Genomic DNA, 17,350 nt, shown 5'->3' on the forward strand with positions numbered 1-17,350 from the left:
AACTCGTAATAAGCGTCACTTTTATCAACGTGGTCTCAGAGCTGCAACCTTGCTCCGGCAAGGTTCCTAGCTATATTTGTCACCCCCCCAGATGGCAAGGCAAAGTTGATGAAGTTATAAATTTATTTAAAGACTTTAAAGCTCAAGCATTTAAAAGGTTTGTAAATTATTTAGAAACCCATCGCTGCCGAATAATAAATTACCAATACTACAAAGAAGAATCCATAAGTTCGATTGGTTCGGGAACTGTTGAATCAACAATAAAACGCATTGGATTAAGGGTGAAAATATCGGGAGCGCAATGGAATATTGAGAACGTTTCCTCTATGCTTGCTCTTCGCTGTGCTTATCTCAACGGTCAACTTTCAATTTGATGTATGTGCCAAAGTGAGATGCACCCGATAGCCAACAAACATGGCTAGGCACAACCTTAACAGTATGCCTAGCCAATTATCGGGAGACCACAAGTTAGCGATCGACAAAGTTTTGCTGCAAATAATTGATCGGAAGATATCAATATTAGCGGAGCACGATGTCCGATCGCAATCTCACTGCCAAATCTTGTTCCGGGCGAATCACGATCACGTCAACGCTGCGCCGCCCCAACAAGACTCCAGCTAAAGCGCCGATCCCAGCACCTCCCAATACTTCTTCAGTGGCGATCGCTTTGTCGCCGGTAATGCCTGCTAGTGCTGCTGCTGCGGCTGCACCCAATGCTGCACCTTGGGCTAATGAACCTGTGCCAGCACCTTTTTGGACTCTTTCGGTTCTGGTAATAACTCCTGAATTTCCGTCAATCCGATAGCGTTGGCGGCGGCTGATAATTAACTCTCTGGCAACAAATTGAGTACCAATTTGATTGCCCCTTCTGACAGGTTGCAATACCCCGACTATCTGGCTGCCGGCGGGGATTAATACTCTGCCTTGACCTGTGCGGATGTCTCGCGCTACTGTTAAAGTTAAAGGTGCAGTTTCTTCGCGCGTGACAATAATTTTGTCTTTTTCATAGCTAACTGGAATTACACTGCCCGAGGGAATTCGGATGCTATCAAATTGGGAAATTCGTTGTTGAGCTTCTGCGGGAGTAGCTACTACCAGCGGCGCGCTGGTTGCAACTGTAATGCCCAGTGCGAGGATTGCTGCTGTTGCTGAACGCAATTTTTGAGAAGTAATCATATAAATTGTCTCCTTGCTTCGGTTTTGGTTTACTTAGGAACGCATTACTGCTAAATTTGTTTCTGGTTTCGCCTTCATCTGATGTTTTAATTATGGCAGGCTGGAATTCTACAAGTTGGGAAGATAAGGTAGATAATCCAGAATTTGAAAATTTGGAAAAATCGAGAAAACCCGCAAGACAGGGGCGATCGGGAAGATAAGGAAGATAGTCAACAGTCAACAGTCAACAGTCAACAGTCAACAGTCAACAGTCAACAATTAATTGTTGAGAGCGTTTAAGGCTAACAATCCAGCACCGAAAGCTGGTTCGTATCGGGGCAAAATTACCTTAGCTGTCGGGGCGATCGCAGTTATTGCCGCTTCAAACCGACCTCGGCAATTGGCCTCGCCACCCCACACACCTCCTACGAGCACAATTTCAAATTCTTCTCTGGGGTTAAATAGCGCTGAAATGGCTATTTTTGTTGAAAAGGTTAATTCTGCCACGGCACTATTGATAATGCCGTCAGCGACGCGATCGCCCTCTGCTGCGACTCGATCGACAATCGGCGCTAAAGCTGCAATTTCTTTCACTCCCCAACCGCGCCGGTAAACGACTTCTACCAATTCTTCTAGGTGATTTAGGCCTAAATGGTTTTGAAAATTTTCTGCAAGTGCTGTAAAGTCTCCGCGTCCGTCATAGAACTTCAAAGCCGCTTGCAAACCTTGAACGGCGATGTCATATCCGCTGCCTTCATCGCCTAAAAGATATCCCCAACCGCCGACTCGTTTCGTTTTCCCTTGACTGTTTTGCCCGAAAACAATCGAACCGGTTCCTGAAATAACGGTGATACCCACTGGATAGCCCGTGCCGCCAACAAGTGCGATCACGCAGTCGCTGCAAATTACTATATTCCTAGGCAAGAACGATCGGGTTACTGGTAAAGTATTCGTCAACTGCAAGTTCTGCACTAGAAATTGCACTATTTCAATATCTTTTTGACGCCCCACGCCTGCTAGTCCCAGACAAATAGCTTCTATGTTGAAATTGCTATTCGCCTCGATTTTAGCGGACAGAACTGCTCGTTCGATCGCCAATTGAATCGATTGTTTGGCTCTCTCAATTCCCAGCGTTTGATAATTTGACTGCCCTGCTTCGCCGCGTCCCAAAACAAGGCTGTTTTCGTCCATTAAGATGCAGATAGTTTTTGTGCCGCCGCCGTCGATGCCCAATACATAACTCATGGATAATTTAGAGAATGAACCGCTGAGCAACCCCGCTCAACGCAGATATCTCTATTCTACGCTTTCTATAATTCGATTAAATCGACAGAGCAATGCTAATAAGAATTAAACCTAATAAAGCTAACCAAACGAGATGGCGCTGACACCAATTTTTGATTGATTGCGGCCAGCCGCCGCTGATGTAACGGCTCGTCTGCGGCACAAGCGGCTCAGCTCGATCGTGATAAAGCGTGCATTCTTTGGCAAAAGGACGTTGCGGGTAGTTGCAAGTGTCATCTTCGTGATAAATACAGGTAGTGCACAGAAATTCTTCGGCTTGCGATCGATAAAGGGGGATACCCGGATGACCGAAAGCCTTGAGAGGGGTTTTGCAGTGCGCGCAGGCGATCGCTCGGGCGTCTACAGGTTGGTGACAGCGGGGGCAATCAGGCATAGATAGGATGTGATTGGGTAATTTTGTCGATAGCTCATTAGGGGGTTTACCGAACGCTGCTCGACACGCTCAACTCGCCATCAGGCGGCTGGATGCTCCAAAATAGAAAGGTAGGTGTGCGCTGATGTAACTTTAAGTGTACAGATAGTTTCGCAGCGACAGCAGGCGACCTGAGCCGATCGAGTATGAAGGGGCAAACAGTAGGAAAAATATATGGATAACAATAGCAACTTACTCAAACAACTGGTAATGCTCGGCATTGGTACTACCTCCCTGGTGGCCGAGAAATTGCAGGAAGTCAGCGAGCAATGGGTCAAAGATGGCAAAATCAATTCCGACCAAGCCAAAACCTTTGTCGATGACATGACTGAGCATCTCAAGTCTGAACAGGGCAATTGGGATGCGCAGTTGCAGCGGCAACTACGGAATATGCTGCAGGATATGGGAGTCCCCCGACAATCCGAAATGGATGAGTTGCGGGGAAGGCTCGATCGTCTCGAACGTCAGATGCGGGATTTAGAAAACCGTAACTGGCGCTGAGTTCGATCGGGTCTGCCGGTTTGCTGCTATCTTGTGATAAGATTGTCACCCGAAGGCAGAAGGCTCAAAAAGGCACTTATGTAGAAGCCACTTATGTATAATTACAAACATTCTGACTTCATACTTTTGCCTTTAAAATTATCTGGAACCGGCCATCTTTTGGTGGAAAAGTTCAGATAAAATTTGCTAGTTATTGTTGTACTAGATGTCTTAGAGATCTGAGATATCGCGGTTAAAATTATCAGGAGGATTAATTTTGCGAGGAGTTCTAGTGAGTTTGGGGGTAATGCTGGTTTGCTTTGTGTTTTTGATAGTCGCTCAAATGGGCGGTTCAGGATCTCAAGCAGTTGCCGCCGAATTGAACAATCTTTTACCCGAGACTGCTATTGAGAAGTTGTCAGCGCCGTCTTTGGAAGAAGATAGCTTGCTAGTAGCTGATGCTACTTTACCGGAGGTACCAGCTACTATCGCTGGCAATAATATGACTGATAATAGTGAGAAAACTGTCACCACAGATTCAGGTCTGAAATATGTTGAATTGAAAGAGGGTAATGGGGCGACTCCAAAAACCGGGCAGACGGTTGTCGTGCACTACACTGGAACTTTGGAGGATGGCACGAAGTTTGACAGTTCGCGCGATCGCAATTCTCCTTTTCAGTTCAAAATTGGCGTGGGTCAAGTAATTAAGGGTTGGGATGAAGGTGTCGGTACGATGAAAGTTGGAGACCGCCGCAAGTTGATTATTCCTCCTGAACTCGGTTACGGCGCTCGCGGTGCGGGCGGGGTGATTCCTCCTAATGCTACGCTGATTTTTGATGTGGAATTGTTGAAAATCGCTGGCTAGGTAGCTCAATCTAATTCAACGTAAAACTTCTTTTACGTTGTTTAGAAACCCGGTTTTTTTTAAGAAACCGGGTTTCTGTGTAAGATCGCGTCTGGTAAATAACTACAATATTTGTAGTGGCAGGTTTCACCAACAATCTTTCATTCACATCGATACGAAAATATCTATAAACCCGCCCCCACTTAATCGACCAAACTTTATAACTGCCAATTCCACGGACATAATATCAGCCGTAGTTGATTTACGATCGCTTCGGAGATGCCAGATTGCGGAAGCAGGTAAATTGGGCGTCAAATAATAGTTTGATGATTCCTGTGGGGCCGTTTCTGTGTTTGGTAATAATTACTTCTGCAATTCCGCGATCGGGCGAATCAGGATTGTAATATTCATCGCGGTACAGCATAATTACTAAATCTGCGTCTTGCTCGATCGAGTTGTGAACTATGATGTCATTAGCGACAAAATTATGCAGTGCAGGCACTGTTAAATCGTAAACCTCAGCTTCGCCATCAACTTCTATTGAGGCGATTTCATCCCAGTAAATATCGCTTTTAGATAAGAGGGCAAGTTCATCAGATTTAACAATTGTAGCTAATCTGAATGCTCGTTCTCGACCAAGGTTGTGTTTGTAAAGGGTTGTACCACAATATAAGTTGCCAAGCTGTGCTTGCATCTGGCGTGTAGTTAAACCAAATTGCTGCATAGCAGGAACAGCATACATTTTCCACACCTCACGCGGTATGACATCTCTATTAGTATTGCTACAACGAATTTCAAGGTATTCTGCAATTTCTGTCAGAGCTTGCTGTTTGTAGTTACCTACTGCACCAATCAAATGAATAAACTTATCTAAATCAGGTCTTCCAGTAACCCAAACTTGATGTTGATCTCGCCCTTTCCCTGGCTGGGGGCTTAAAAATAAGCGGGCATTGATACCAAGTCTGAGTAAAAGCGACTGAACATCTCTTGCCAATTTTTCACTACTGGAAGCATAGTAAATACTAGGGTAATGACATTTACCCCTACCTGTTTTTATGCAACCATCAGTACACCAAAGATGGCGTAAAAATAAAGCTATTGCTTCTTTAGGCTGCTCAAATATTTGATTAGGGACAAACTTCTGGTGAGAACGCAGACCAAAAACACCTAAAGCATCTAGCCATTCAGTTACAGGATTCCTCACATTATGTGTGAGATGATAGGCGGCAGGAAGATAAACTTGATACCAATCACGTTCTTTACAAATACGAGGTATGATTCGCTCTCCAAAGACTTCTATTGCAAGATTTGCAACTGTATTGGCTAAATCTTCCTCTCTAGTAGTGTATTGAATAACGTGTCGAGGTAGAGTACATCCGTCTCCAATCATGTGTCCTAGCAAGGCTATTTCGGCATTGTCCATCGATTGGATGAAGGAACTTGATACGTATCTAGGTAGGGCAATGCGATCGCCTATTTTTAACTCGTCCAATCGCCGCCAGCCGTGAATGGTTAAGAACTTATGATTGCCAGTGGCTCTAATTGCTCGTCCCAAACGAGTTTGCAGTCGTAGTAAAGGCTTCACACCTGTAGCAAAGGCATTGCTAACAACGGCTTTTTCTAACTGCATGGTGGCTTCATTGAGCGCCCAAACTGTGAAGCCAGATTTTCCTACTAATTCACGAATTGGTACGCGCACACCACTATCTGCTAGCATTACCAAACTATCACCTGTTAAGCAGCCACTTTCTCTCAAATCAGACATCATCGGCCGCTTGTTTGTCCTCGCTTCCACACCCCGACTCAACTGAGATAAGGCAATAATCGGCACGTTGAGTTCGCGGGCTAAACCTTTAAGGCTTCTGGTAATTCGAGATAATTCTTGCACGCGGTTGTCGCTGCTTCCTTCCATTAATTGCAGGTAATCTAGCAAGATTAATCCTAGGGCTCCGCCTTGTTCTGCTTGGAGGCGGCGGGCTTTCGATCGTATTTCTGTGACGGTAATACTGGGAGTATCGTCAATAAACAGTGGCAGTTCTGATAAGTTGCCAATGGCTGTACTGATGGGTTCCCATTCGTTTTGACTGATTCTACCCGATCGCAATCGGTTACTTTCTATTTTGGCTTCGCTGGACAGGATACGCTGCACTAGCTGTTCTTTCGACATTTCTAAGCTGAAAACGGCAACCGGCAATTTCTGCTGTCCAGCGGCGATGTGGTGGGCGATGTTGGTACAGAAAGCGGTTTTGCCCATCGCCGGCCTGGCTGCAACGATGATTAAATCCGATCGCTGAAAGCCTCCTGTCATAGCATCTAAGTCATAGAAACCGCAGGGAATACCGGGAAGTGTGAGGCCTTCATTGCGATTTTCTAGGTCTTGAAATGTTTGGTTTAGCGTTTCGCCGATCGACACTAAATCCTGTTGCGGGCGTTCTTGAGTTATGCTGAAAATTTCTTGTTCGGCGCGGTCTAAGACTGTTTCTAGCGGTGTTGCTGTCTCGTAACCTAATTGTACTATGTTGTTGCCAGCTTCGATTAATTTGCGGCGCTGATATTTGTCTTCAATTAAAACGGCATATTGGTCGATGTTGACTGCGGAAACTGTGCGATCGACTAATTGTGCTAATTTAGTTAGTCCTCCTACTTGCTCTAACTGGTTGCGGTCGGTTAGAGAAGTCGTTACCGTCATTAGATCCGTAGGTTGACCCTGTAAAAATAACCCTAATGCCGATCGATAAATGACTTGATGAGCGGCGATCGCAAAAAACTCCGGCCGCAGAAGTTCGGCTATTCGGGAAATAGCTTCGGGGTCAATTAAAATCCCGCCCAAAATTGCTTCTTCTGCCTCTATATTTGTCGGCATCAAATCGCTCATTAGTCAATAGTCCTCAGTCAGTCGATTTTAGATTTTAGATTTTAGATTTTAGGTTTTAGATTTTAGGTTTTAGATTTTAGATTTTAGGTTTTAGATTTTAGATTTTAGATTTTAGGTTTTAGGTTTTAGATTTTATATTTTATATTTTATATTTACTTTAAAGATGAATCTGGGAGCTTGAACAAGAGCCTAAAATTTTAGCTTCGACCATCAGGATCGTCGGGGCTTGTGTCCGTTTTTCCGGCGGGGTCATTAGTTATTATTAGTGTAAGCTTTTGTAGGAGTGCGATCTGTCGCGATCTCGCGTTTATACCAGACTCACGCTCTCTCGATCTCGCACTCCTGAAAAAATGCTTCTTACTCTCTGCAGAGATGCTCCCGTTCTCAATCTGCAAGTTAGCGTTACTGGGTCATTACTTAGCAGTGCTTAGTTGTTAGCTAATTACTAATGACTAACAACTAATGACTGATGACTGATGACTGATAACTCTTAATTACATCGGAACAACTTGAATATCAACTTCGGCGGTAACTTCTGCGTGTAGTCTGATTTCAGCTTTGTATGTACCAGTTTGGCGAATTTCGGGTAGGGTGATGCCGCGCCGATCGACTTCTTGACTGGTAGAGTTGAAAATCAGTTCTGCTACTTCTTGGTTGGTGACAGTACCAAAAATCGCGTCTCCTTCGCCGACTTGCTTGGAGATAATGAAAGGCCCGGCCGATTCGAGGGCGGTTTTGCGGACTTCAGCTTGCTGCTTGAGCTCTAGCTGGCGCAGTCTTTCTTCTTCACGGCGGCGCTCTGCTTGCTTGAGAATGCCCGGAGTGGCTCTAAATCCCATTCCTTGGGGTACTAGGTAGTTGCGGGCGTAGCCTGGGGCTACTTCTACTACGTCGCCAGCTTTGCCGAGTTTGCTGACATCTTTATTTAAAACTAATTGGACGCGCTTGGCCATGATCGTTGCTTGTGGGGTTTTAACTGCAACTTTTTATAATAGCGAAGTTTGAGGGGCGATCGCAAGGGAGAGGGAAGAAGGAAGAAGGAAGAAGGAAGAAGGAAGAAGGAAGACAGGCATAATATCTTTTAAGTGGCAAATTCAGTTGGAAATTCGCCAAACGGGGAGGTGCTGGTCTTGAAGCTTATCTACCAAAGCGTCGAGAGCGATCGCTCTTGACGATCGCTCGCGTTACAGTAGCAACTAGCTCAGTCGGATCGATCGGCTTGGCTAAGTGTTTGTCAAATCCGGCTTGCAAAACTTGGCGCTCGTTCGCTTCTCCAGCATAGGCAGTTAAGGCGATCGCCAACAACTGCCGATACTCAGGTGCAAGTTGAGTGCGGATGCGATCGATCAACATATATCCGTCCATCTGGGGCATTCCGATGTCGCTGACGAGCAAATCCGGTGCAGTTTGTGCGATCGACTGTAGCGCCTCAGCACCAGATGACAGGGAAATCACCTCTGCACCCGCTTCCTCAAGCACGAAAGCGACAAAATCTCGCGAGTCAGGCTCATCATCTACCACCAAAATCCTCAATCCAGCTAGCGGCAAGGATGAGATATCGGGACTAGCAGCCCAATGACGTTCTTCCTCCTCCTGCCTTCTAGAATCATCATTTAATAGCGGTAATCTCACCGTAAACGTCGCTCCTTGGCCTTCTCCGCTGCTTTCTGCAAACACCGTTCCGCCGTGAAGTTCGACGAGTTGGCGGACGATCGCCAATCCCAATCCCAAGCCGCCAAATTTGCGAGTTGTAGCGCTGTCTTCTTGTCGGAAATGGTCGAAAACATAAGGCAAGAAATCGGCAATAATACCTTTACCCGTGTCCGTGACTTGAATTTGAGCTTTGCTTTCGATTTGCGCTAATCGAACTTCAACTTGACCGCCTTCGGGAGTGAATTTCACCGCGTTTGATAACAAATTCCACACAATTTGCTGCAAGCGACTTGTATCGCCGAGAACTTGCCCGATATCGCGATTTAAGATTGTTTGGATTTGAATTTTTTTGGCTTCGGCTGCTAATTGTACGGTTTCCACCGCAGACGGAATAATCGTTGCCAGATTCACCGGAGCAACATTCAATGTGAGTTTCCCTTGCAGAATCCGAGACACGTCAAGCAAGTCTTCGATTAATTGAGATTGCAGTCTGGCGTTGCGCTCGATCGTCTCAAAGGCTTGGGCAGTTTTAGGCGCGTTCAGCTTGCCGCCGAGGAGCAGTTGCGACCAGCCTAAAATCGGATTCAGGGGCGATCGCAACTCGTGAGAAAGCACCGCCAGAAACTCGTCTTTAATGCGGTTAGCTCGCTCGGCTTCCGCGCGAGCAGTTTGTTCTAATTGCAGAACCATATCGCGCTCGGTTTCCACTTGTTTGCGCTCTGTAATGTCGATGACAGAGCCGATATAACCCTCAAATTGTCCGCTTTCGGAAAATCTGGGAGCAGCCGCATCGATCGCCCAAGAATATCCGCCATCCTTGCGCCTGATGCGATATTCCACGCGGAAAGGTTCTTGGCGTTCGTTGGCGGTCAAAAATGCTTTCTTGGCGTATTCTCTGTCTTCTGGATGCAGCGCGTTTACCCAACCCAATCCCAAACCTATTTCCTCAGTTTGACCTGTGAAGTCATACCAGCTTTTGCTCAAGAAAGTGCAATAGCCTGTGGAGTTTGTTACCCATACCATAAAAGGAGTGTTGTTAGCCATATTGCGGAATCGTTCTTCGCTTTCTTGCATCGCTGCTTCAGCTTGTTTGCGTTCTGTGATATCCCGACAGACAATCACTCCGCCTTTGATTTCACTGCTAGCATCAACTACTGGATAACCGCTGATACTGATCCAGCGATCTTCGGAATCTTCGCGGCGGACAAATACCTCTACATCATTGACATATTCACCTTTGATTGCTCTGGCTAGAGGTAGTTCAGCGTCGGGGAAGAGAGTGTTTTTGTCTGTCGTAAAAAGTCCGTAGGTACTCGACCATTCCTCACAAGATTTTTCATTCGATAGCTGACCGAATATCCGCACGGCGGCTCGGTTAAACAGCACAAACTCCCCTTGTTGATTGGCCAAAATCAAACCGTCACCAATGCTGTCAATAATTACTTGCAGTAACTTAGTTTGTTCTTGCATGGCGACTTCTGCTCGTTTGCGATTTGTGATATCGCTGGAGATGCCAATCAGGCCGATGACTTCTCCCGCCTGATTGCGGTAGGGAGCTTTCATTGCCACAAATGTCCGAATGCCATCGGGAGATTCTTCGACGACTTCTGTTTGTCCGGATTCCATAATGCGCCGATCGTTTTCCGTGACTGTGGCTCCAAGTTCTGCTATTGGGTATAAATCGCGATCGCGCCGGCCAATTACTTCAGCAGCAGGTTTACCCAGCACCTTCAAGGTGGCTGGATTTGCATAAATAATCCGTCCTTCTCGATCTTTGACAAAAATTGGCGTGGGCGCTGACTCATTAATTAGATTCAAAATCGCATTTTTTTGCCGCAGTTCTTCTTCAGTGCGTTTGCGATCGCTAATATCGCTCCAATAAGCCGTAAGTCCTTCGGCCGCAGGATAGACGCTCACTTCTATATATCTCTGGAGCGACGGGGAAAACTCTTCAAATTTGACAGAAACTTGTTCGGAAACAACTCGATGCAATTCTTGATATGCCATTGAATTGGATTCTTTCTCGGCGGGGAATAGCTCCCAGATCGATCGACCTAACAAGTCGTTTCTCGATCGAGAAAGCAATTTTTCAGCAGTGGCATTAACGTAGGTATAGCGCCATTGCGAATCGAGCGCCATAAAAGCATCGGTAATACTTTCTAGAATATTGCTGACTTGCTGGGAGGCCGCTTGCAGCGCGAGTTCAGCGTTTTTGCGCTCGGTGATGATTTCGCAAAAAATCATGATGCCGCCAATCTCATTGGTGTTGGTTCGCCAAGGGTGAATTTCCCAGCGCACCCAGTCGATTAAGCCATCAGGGCGGGGAAACTGCTCTTCTTGGCAGGTTTCGACTGCTCCCGCCAGACAGCGCTGGTGGATTTGTTTCAAACGATCGGGCAAATTGGGAAAGATGTCGTAGTGCGATCGGCCTACAATGTTTTGAGTGCCGAGCCCGTAACTTGCCAGCCAGCGGTCGCTCACCAGCATATACCGCATCTGCCGGTCAAACATCGCCACCCCCGCAGGCGAATGTTTGACGAACAGCCGCAGTTGCTCGGACTGTTGCCGCAGCAGATTTTCCGACTGTTTGCGATCGCTGATTTCTTTGAAAAGTAAGGCGACTTTTCGGCTCTGCGGCTCAGGAGTGCGGAACGCCGAAACCTCAAACCAGCGGTTCATGACTTCCGAGCCGTGCTCAAAGCGCAAGGACTCCCCCGTCAGCGCGACTTTGCCGTAAATCTCAAACCAATAATCTTCGAGTTCAGGAAGCATCTGTCGCGCCGTTTTGCCCACAGCTTGTTCGAGTCCGGTTTGTTTCACAAAGGCAGGATTGACTTCCAAAAAGCGGTAATCGATCGGCTTGTCGTTTTCGTCAAACAGCATTTCTATGACGCAAAAGCCTTCGTCTAGGGACTCGAACAAAGTGCGATAGCGTTCCTCGGAACGGCGCAAAGCAGCAAGAGCTCGTTTGCGCTCGCTGATATCCACAAACGCCCCCACACAGCCGCGAACTGCACCTTGTTCGTCAAATAACGGCACCGCATTCACCAACCAATCAAAGGCCGCGCCGTCCTCGCGCGCCATTTGAATTTCCACATCTCGCACTGCGACGCCGGAAGCCGCGGCCAGTTGCATGGGGAGTTGTTCTCCCGGAATTTCCTGTCCGTTGCGGAGTTGTCTAAACGGAAGGACTGCGGCTTGCTCTCCGGTTCCAGAAACATTGGTATCGGGCGGTACTTTCAACATCGACTCGGCAAACCGGTTAGCGCGAATTACTTTACACTGTGGGTCGTCGGCGATCGTAATACCGACGGGTACAGCATCAAGTATCGATTGCAGTTCATTAACTCGCCGCTCTAGTTCTTGGTTGAGCCGTTGAATTTCTTTTTTGGTAGCTTTGCGTTCGGTAATTTCATGCACCGTCACATTCACTCCCAGGACGCGATCGTCCTCGGCCCTCAGCGGATAGAGACTCAACAGCCAATCCTGTTCTAGTTCTGGCTGTGCTGAGTTCGTCCTGCGAACTTCGAGCTGTTGGAGGGGAACTTTAGTTTCAATAGCTTGTCTGTAAAGCGGCTCTAAATCATCTGCCATTTCGGGCAAGATTTCGCGCCATGTTTTGCCGATGTGGGCGGCGGCTGGAACTCGGTTAATTTCTGCTAGGCGATCGTTGAGGCGGACAAACCGCAAGTCGGTATCGATAAAGCAAAGTCCGATCGGCGCACTAGCATAAATCGCCTCGATTTCTGCTAGTTGTTGCTGCACAGTTTGCGCTTGTTGAATAAAAATAGCCCGAGCCGCTTTCTCCTCGGTCACATCTTGAAAATAAACGGCAAGTCCCGATGCGATCGGATAGGCTCGTACCGCATACCAAGCATTGAGCGGCGGATAAAAAGATTCAAAACTAACCGTAACTTGGAAGGTCGCGGCGTGGCGATATTTCTTTTCAAACAAACTGCCCACAGATTCGGGAAACTCTTCCCAAATGCTGTTGCCAATCAACTCTTCCGGGAGTCGATTCAGCCACCGCGCCGCTTGCAAATTGAGGTAGGTAAATCGCCAGTCTCGATCCAAAGCAAAGAATCCATCCGAAATACTTTCGAGGGTGTCTGACAGTTGTTGGGCGGTCGCGTGACAGACTGCTTGTGGCTGAGGTTGAGCGATCTCGGTGAAGGTTGTTACTACCGCATAGGGAGTCGATCGATCTCCCTGAAATAAAGGTTGAGAATTGAGCGTCAACCAAATCAATTCTCCCTGTGACCGATAAAAGCCCATGATGATATTTGAGCACGATCGCCCGGTTTGCAGCGCCACCATCGCCGGATGCTTCTCGCCGGGAAAATCCGAGCCATCTTCACGCACTGTCTGCCACAGACTATTGATTGAAGTGCTGCCCTGCATCTGTTCGGCTGTCATCCCCAACAGCTCCTGGGCGTGAGAATTGCACCCCTGAATGCTACCATCTGCCAATTGCAGAACCATCCCTACATCTGTGGGAAAAGGCGCGGCTGGGTAGAACACTTTGTGAGAATCCGTTGAAACAGAGGGGTCGATTTTCGGTTGAGGTTCAGTGTTGCCTGGATTTTGCATCGGTTTCTAACAACGCTCATTTTACTTTTGGCCAAGCCAATCGCGCTCATCAATGAATAGGGAAATAATTCAGAGGAACTTTTGATTGCATCAGGGTGACAATTCACACCTCAGAGGGATGTCGATCGTCCTGCGGGAATATCTAGATCTAGACAATTTATTTTATCGTAGAGTCCCACGTCTTAACCAGTTGCGAGATTCAGCACAGGCGACGGGCAAATTTCTGGCTGTTTCAAATGCCAGGTCAGTAAGTCTCATCAGTTTTCGGCGTTGCTGCATATTACCGACGGCTGTTGCTCGTTTTGGGGCGCGAACAGATGAAACTTGCGCACAGGTAAATAAGTGGATGAAGCTTGAAAATACATAAGGTCTCTCTCGGAGCGAGTGAAACGAAGCAATCGCTCTTGTTACGCCCTTCTTACATTCTGTTATATTGTAAACTTTATTTCCGCCTACCTACTTAGAAACCCCGTTTCTTCGTGTAAACCCGCTCGTAAATTGAGGCAAGATTATGTTCGTCTCAACGGTAAACTAGCGATCGCATTTACTCCAATACAGGGCCGCCTGCTTGCTCCAGTCCCAGCGTTTGTATCGCGTTTGACCGCGCGCCTTTTACTGCCATTCATTTCACAAACTTAATCCTATGCACATATTCACAGCCGCCGATCGCACCTATATTCTGGGGTTAGCAGCACTTCTCAAGTCTGTAGATCTCAATGTTAGCGAATCTGGGAAGCAGGCGGTAAAAATTAGCATTGTATCTACCAGGATAGATCCACAGCAAAAGAAACAGTTACAGTATTGCTGCAAATACCAGATTGAATGGCAAGAATTGCAATCTAATTACGACCAACTGCTTTCGGTGTCAGGTTCTAAACTTCCTTACGTTAAATTGGAGCCGCGAAAATATACGAAAGAAACAGAAAGGCTGATTTGGCTCGACAGCGACACGATCGTTTTGGGGAGTTTAGAGCCGCTGTGGAACCTAGATTTTCAAACTATGCCGGTAGCAGCTGCAGCTAACGTCTGGGGAAATTGCAACAATTATCAAGATCGAAACCCTTATTTCAATAGTGGCGTTTTAGTTTACAACATGAAGCTTTGGGAGGAAGAAAAACTGTCCGAAAAGTTGCTCCAAAACGCTAGGGTTCACGTTTGGGGCGATCGCGATCAAGGTGCATTAAATTCTGTTTTAGTGGGAAGGTGGAAGCAATTAGGGCAAATATGGAACAACCACGATACTGATGATAAGTCAAGTAAAGTGATGCACTTTATGTCAAGACCGAAACCGTGGGAAAGCTCCGCCCCCAATCAATTATGGCTGGATATGTTGTCTAAGACACCGTTTAAGGACGAACTGGAAAAAATTCCAAATAAGTTTAAGGGGCTGTCGAGCTTTCAGGTAAAATATAGAAGATTAGATCGGTGGTTGAGCGAACCGATACTCAAGTTTAAGAGTTACCTGAAAAAACAAAAACGTTAAGGTCAATCGATTTTAGATTTTAGATTTTAGATTTTAGATTGAAGAGTTGACCCCCGGATAAATTCGGGGGGGCAAGTTTCATCGGATACAGGTTTTTTATTTCTGGACGGATGAATCCGGGGGCTTGTATCCTGGATGCTTGCGCTCAAAATCGATCTTTCATGCCGCGCAATCGAGCGAAGGTTTGCACTGGATCGCGGCTGTTTGTGGCTGATTGGAGGTTGGGACAATCCCAGCGCAAAAATGGGTTTGTGCTTTTTTCGATGCCGATCGATGATGGTATTGTAGGTTGCGATCGACTGCGCGCTTCTTTGACTTCGCCCAAGCGGTGCTGTAAATCTAGATTGTCGCCATCCACGCTCAAGGCAAATTGTAGGTTGTTCAGCGTGTATTCGTGGGCGCACCAGACTCTCGTACTGTCCGGCAAGTTTCGCAGTTGCCCGAGGGAGGCTAGCATTTGAGTTGGAGTGCCTTCAAATAGTCTGCCGCAGCCTCCAGCAAATAAAGTGTCGCCGCAGAACAATTCGCCGGTTTCCCCTGGGTTACTGGGGGGAAAATAGTAGGCGATGTGAGCTTTTGTGTGACCGGGTACGAAGAAGATTTCGGCGCTTCTGCCAGCAAATTCAACGCGATCGCCCGCTTGTAAAAACACTTGCTGTCCGGGAATTCTGCCTCGGTCTTCTGCGCCGCCGTAAACTTTAACTTGGGGAAAGCGATCGATCAGTTGCTGGTTGCCGCCTACGTGGTCGCTGTGGTGGTGCGTGTTGAAAATTGCGGTTAATTCGGCTCCGAGCGATCGCAGTTGCTGCAAGACCGGCTCTGCTTGGGCTGGATCGACGACGGCTGCTGTGCGGCGATCGGGGTCGTGCAGCAAGAAAATGTAATTGTCGGACAGTACCGGAAGCCTATAAACCTGCATAGAAAACTACCTCTCTAGGAAAAATATTATATAATTAAATTAGTCTGAACGGTATCCGAAGCCTAAATGCAGACTTATCAAGTCCGCACATCTATCTTTGGAACTAAAACTCGGATAGCTTATTTCTGCTGTTGAGCAAATTGAGTTACAGTCTGGTACGCACGATTTTTGGTTTTGGGTCAAAAACTGCAATCCCGTTTAACTATTGTGACATATAAGCGATCGAATAAATGCGAACATCTCACAACAAATCGAACTTAACAATTTCTCAAAAGGTCGATCGGATTGTAGCGTCTGGCAAGATTACTCGCCGGGAACATTTAGTTTTGACTTCTGCTATCCTGTCAGATGATAAAATTTCAGAAGAGGATCGACACCAAATTAATCGGATATTTGATTATCTCCAAATTGGTCGCCTCAAGTTTATCGATTGAACTGAAAAGTGGCGCAGTCAGCATCCCTCTGGAGTGTAAAAAGCGTTTTGTCGGAGTGCGATCGTGTCGCACAGGAAAGTCTATATATCTCGCTTGATTTCTCCGGCTCGCGTGGAGTTTGAAAGCGTCAGTTGTAGAAGTCTCAAATTAACAAGGCTCTTGGCAATCCCAGCTACAAAAACAGGCAGAATAAAATGAGTGCAGAAAAACAAACTATTTTGGTGACGGGTGGAGCCGGATATATTGGCTCTCACGCGGTATTAGCACTGAAAAACGCCGGTTACGGTGTGGTGATTTTGGATAATTTAGTTTACGGTCACCGAGATATAGTAGATCGGGCTTTGCAGGTGGAGTTGGTAGTTGGCGATACGAGCGATCGCACTCTTCTGGACAACCTGTTCGCTACGCACAATATTGCTGCGGTAATGCACTTTTCTGCATACGCCTACGTTGGCGAATCTGTTACCGATCCAGCTAAATATTACCGCAACAATGTCATCGGTACTATTACTCTTTTGGAAGCAATGCTCGCTGCTAACGTGAAGAAATTTGTGTTTTCTTCTACTTGCGCGACTTACGGCGTACCGCAGAAAATTCCGCTCACAGAAGACCACCCACAAAACCCGATCAATCCCTACGGCGCTACTAAGTTAATGGTAGAAAGGATTTTGTCGGATTTTGACGCTGCCTACGATTTTAAGTCTGTGTGTTTCCGCTATTTTAACGCGGCTGGGGCCGATCCGAACGGGTTGTTAGGAGAGGATCACAATCCAGAAACTCACCTTATACCGCTGGTGTTGTTCGCTGCTTTGGGAAAACGAGATTCGATCGCGATTTTTGGCACGGATTACGATACTCCTGACGGTACTTGCATTCGCGATTACATTCACGTTAACGATTTGGCATCTGCTCACATTTTAGGATTAGAATATTTGCTAAATGGTGGCAAATCTGATTTCTTTAATTTGGGCAACGGCGGCGGGTTTTCGGTGAAAGAGGTGATAGAAACGGCTCGCCAAGTGACGGGAAAAGAGATTAAGGCTGTTGAATGCGATCGGCGTCCGGGAGATCCGCCTGCTTTGGTTGGCAGCAGCGAGAAAGCCATCAAAACCTTGGGTTGGTCTCCAGAATATCCCGACATTAAGAACATTATCTCCCATGCTTGGCAGTGGCACCAAAAACGCCACAATTCTTAGTCTG

Annotated in this window: 13 protein-coding genes and 1 pseudogene; 7 read left to right on the forward strand and 7 right to left on the reverse strand. The window is 46.8% G+C overall.

Translation table 11 applies throughout. From position 1 onward, the window contains the following. Window positions 1-374: pseudogene (locus tag E5S67_RS04715) on the forward strand (hypothetical protein); the annotation flags it as partial. Between the two features lie 145 nt (window positions 375-519). On the opposite strand, the gene E5S67_RS04720 reads toward E5S67_RS04715, so the two are convergent. Beyond that, entirely contained in the window at window positions 520-1,176 is a 657-nt protein-coding gene (locus E5S67_RS04720; protein WP_172185912.1) for a hypothetical protein, read from the reverse strand. A gap of 144 nt (window positions 1,177-1,320) precedes the next feature. Here E5S67_RS04720 and E5S67_RS33955 point away from each other — a divergent pair, with 144 nt between their 5' ends. After that, complete coding sequence (locus tag E5S67_RS33955; RefSeq protein ID WP_281363520.1) at window positions 1,321-1,455, forward strand: hypothetical protein; 135 nt, start codon at window positions 1,321-1,323, stop codon at window positions 1,453-1,455. Here the strand turns inward: E5S67_RS33955 and E5S67_RS04725 are convergent. Next, window positions 1,435-2,400, reverse strand: a complete 966-nt coding sequence (locus E5S67_RS04725) for an N-acetylglucosamine kinase (RefSeq protein ID WP_172185913.1) — start codon at window positions 2,398-2,400, stop codon at window positions 1,435-1,437. The genes E5S67_RS33955 and E5S67_RS04725 overlap by 21 nt on opposite strands. Window positions 2,401-2,476: 76 nt before the next feature. Further along, entirely contained in the window at window positions 2,477-2,833 is a 357-nt protein-coding gene (locus tag E5S67_RS04730; RefSeq protein ID WP_172185914.1) for a zinc ribbon domain-containing protein, read from the reverse strand. 213 nt (window positions 2,834-3,046) lie between these two features. Here E5S67_RS04730 and E5S67_RS04735 point away from each other — a divergent pair, with 213 nt between their 5' ends. Together E5S67_RS04735 and E5S67_RS04740 are read left to right on the forward strand one after the other, a co-directional pair. After that, complete coding sequence (locus E5S67_RS04735) at window positions 3,047-3,373, forward strand: phasin family protein (protein ID WP_172185915.1); 327 nt, start codon at window positions 3,047-3,049, stop codon at window positions 3,371-3,373. A 256-nt stretch (window positions 3,374-3,629) separates the two neighbouring features. After that, entirely contained in the window at window positions 3,630-4,217 is a 588-nt protein-coding gene (locus E5S67_RS04740; RefSeq protein ID WP_172185916.1) for an FKBP-type peptidyl-prolyl cis-trans isomerase, read from the forward strand. Window positions 4,218-4,458: 241 nt separating this feature from the next. Here the strand turns inward: E5S67_RS04740 and E5S67_RS04745 are convergent, their stop codons facing one another. From E5S67_RS04745 to E5S67_RS04755, 3 genes are all read right to left on the reverse strand, one after another. Continuing rightward, on the reverse strand, window positions 4,459-7,071 hold the full coding sequence (locus E5S67_RS04745; RefSeq protein ID WP_172185917.1) for a replicative DNA helicase: 2,613 nt from the start codon (window positions 7,069-7,071) through the stop codon (window positions 4,459-4,461). Window positions 7,072-7,565: 494 nt separating this feature from the next. Further along, entirely contained in the window at window positions 7,566-8,024 is a 459-nt protein-coding gene (rplI, locus tag E5S67_RS04750) for a 50S ribosomal protein L9 (RefSeq protein WP_172185918.1), read from the reverse strand. 184 nt (window positions 8,025-8,208) lie between these two features. Further along, entirely contained in the window at window positions 8,209-13,314 is a 5,106-nt protein-coding gene (locus tag E5S67_RS04755; RefSeq protein WP_172185919.1) for a PAS domain-containing protein, read from the reverse strand. A 643-nt stretch (window positions 13,315-13,957) separates the two neighbouring features. On the opposite strand from E5S67_RS04755, the gene E5S67_RS04760 reads away from it, so the two are divergent. Then, on the forward strand, window positions 13,958-14,797 hold the full coding sequence (locus E5S67_RS04760) for a glycosyltransferase family 8 protein (RefSeq protein ID WP_172185920.1): 840 nt from the start codon (window positions 13,958-13,960) through the stop codon (window positions 14,795-14,797). A gap of 145 nt (window positions 14,798-14,942) precedes the next feature. Here the strand turns inward: E5S67_RS04760 and gloB are convergent, their stop codons facing one another. Beyond that, window positions 14,943-15,716, reverse strand: coding sequence for a hydroxyacylglutathione hydrolase (gloB, locus tag E5S67_RS04765; protein WP_172185921.1), 774 nt, complete (start codon window positions 15,714-15,716; stop codon window positions 14,943-14,945). Window positions 15,717-15,946: 230 nt separating this feature from the next. On the opposite strand from gloB, the gene E5S67_RS04770 reads away from it, so the two are divergent. After that, window positions 15,947-16,150: a hypothetical protein gene (locus E5S67_RS04770; RefSeq protein WP_172185922.1), complete on the forward strand. Its 204-nt coding sequence runs from the start codon at window positions 15,947-15,949 to the stop codon at window positions 16,148-16,150. A 194-nt stretch (window positions 16,151-16,344) separates the two neighbouring features. After that, the gene (gene galE, locus E5S67_RS04775) at window positions 16,345-17,346 is read left to right on the forward strand and encodes a UDP-glucose 4-epimerase GalE (protein ID WP_172185923.1); all 1,002 of its coding nucleotides are present in this window, start codon (window positions 16,345-16,347) and stop codon (window positions 17,344-17,346) included. Window positions 17,347-17,350 lie beyond the last annotated feature (4 nt).

The organism is Microcoleus asticus IPMA8 (assembly GCF_013179805.1).
GTDB lineage: Bacteria > Cyanobacteriota > Cyanobacteriia > Cyanobacteriales > Microcoleaceae > Microcoleus > Microcoleus asticus.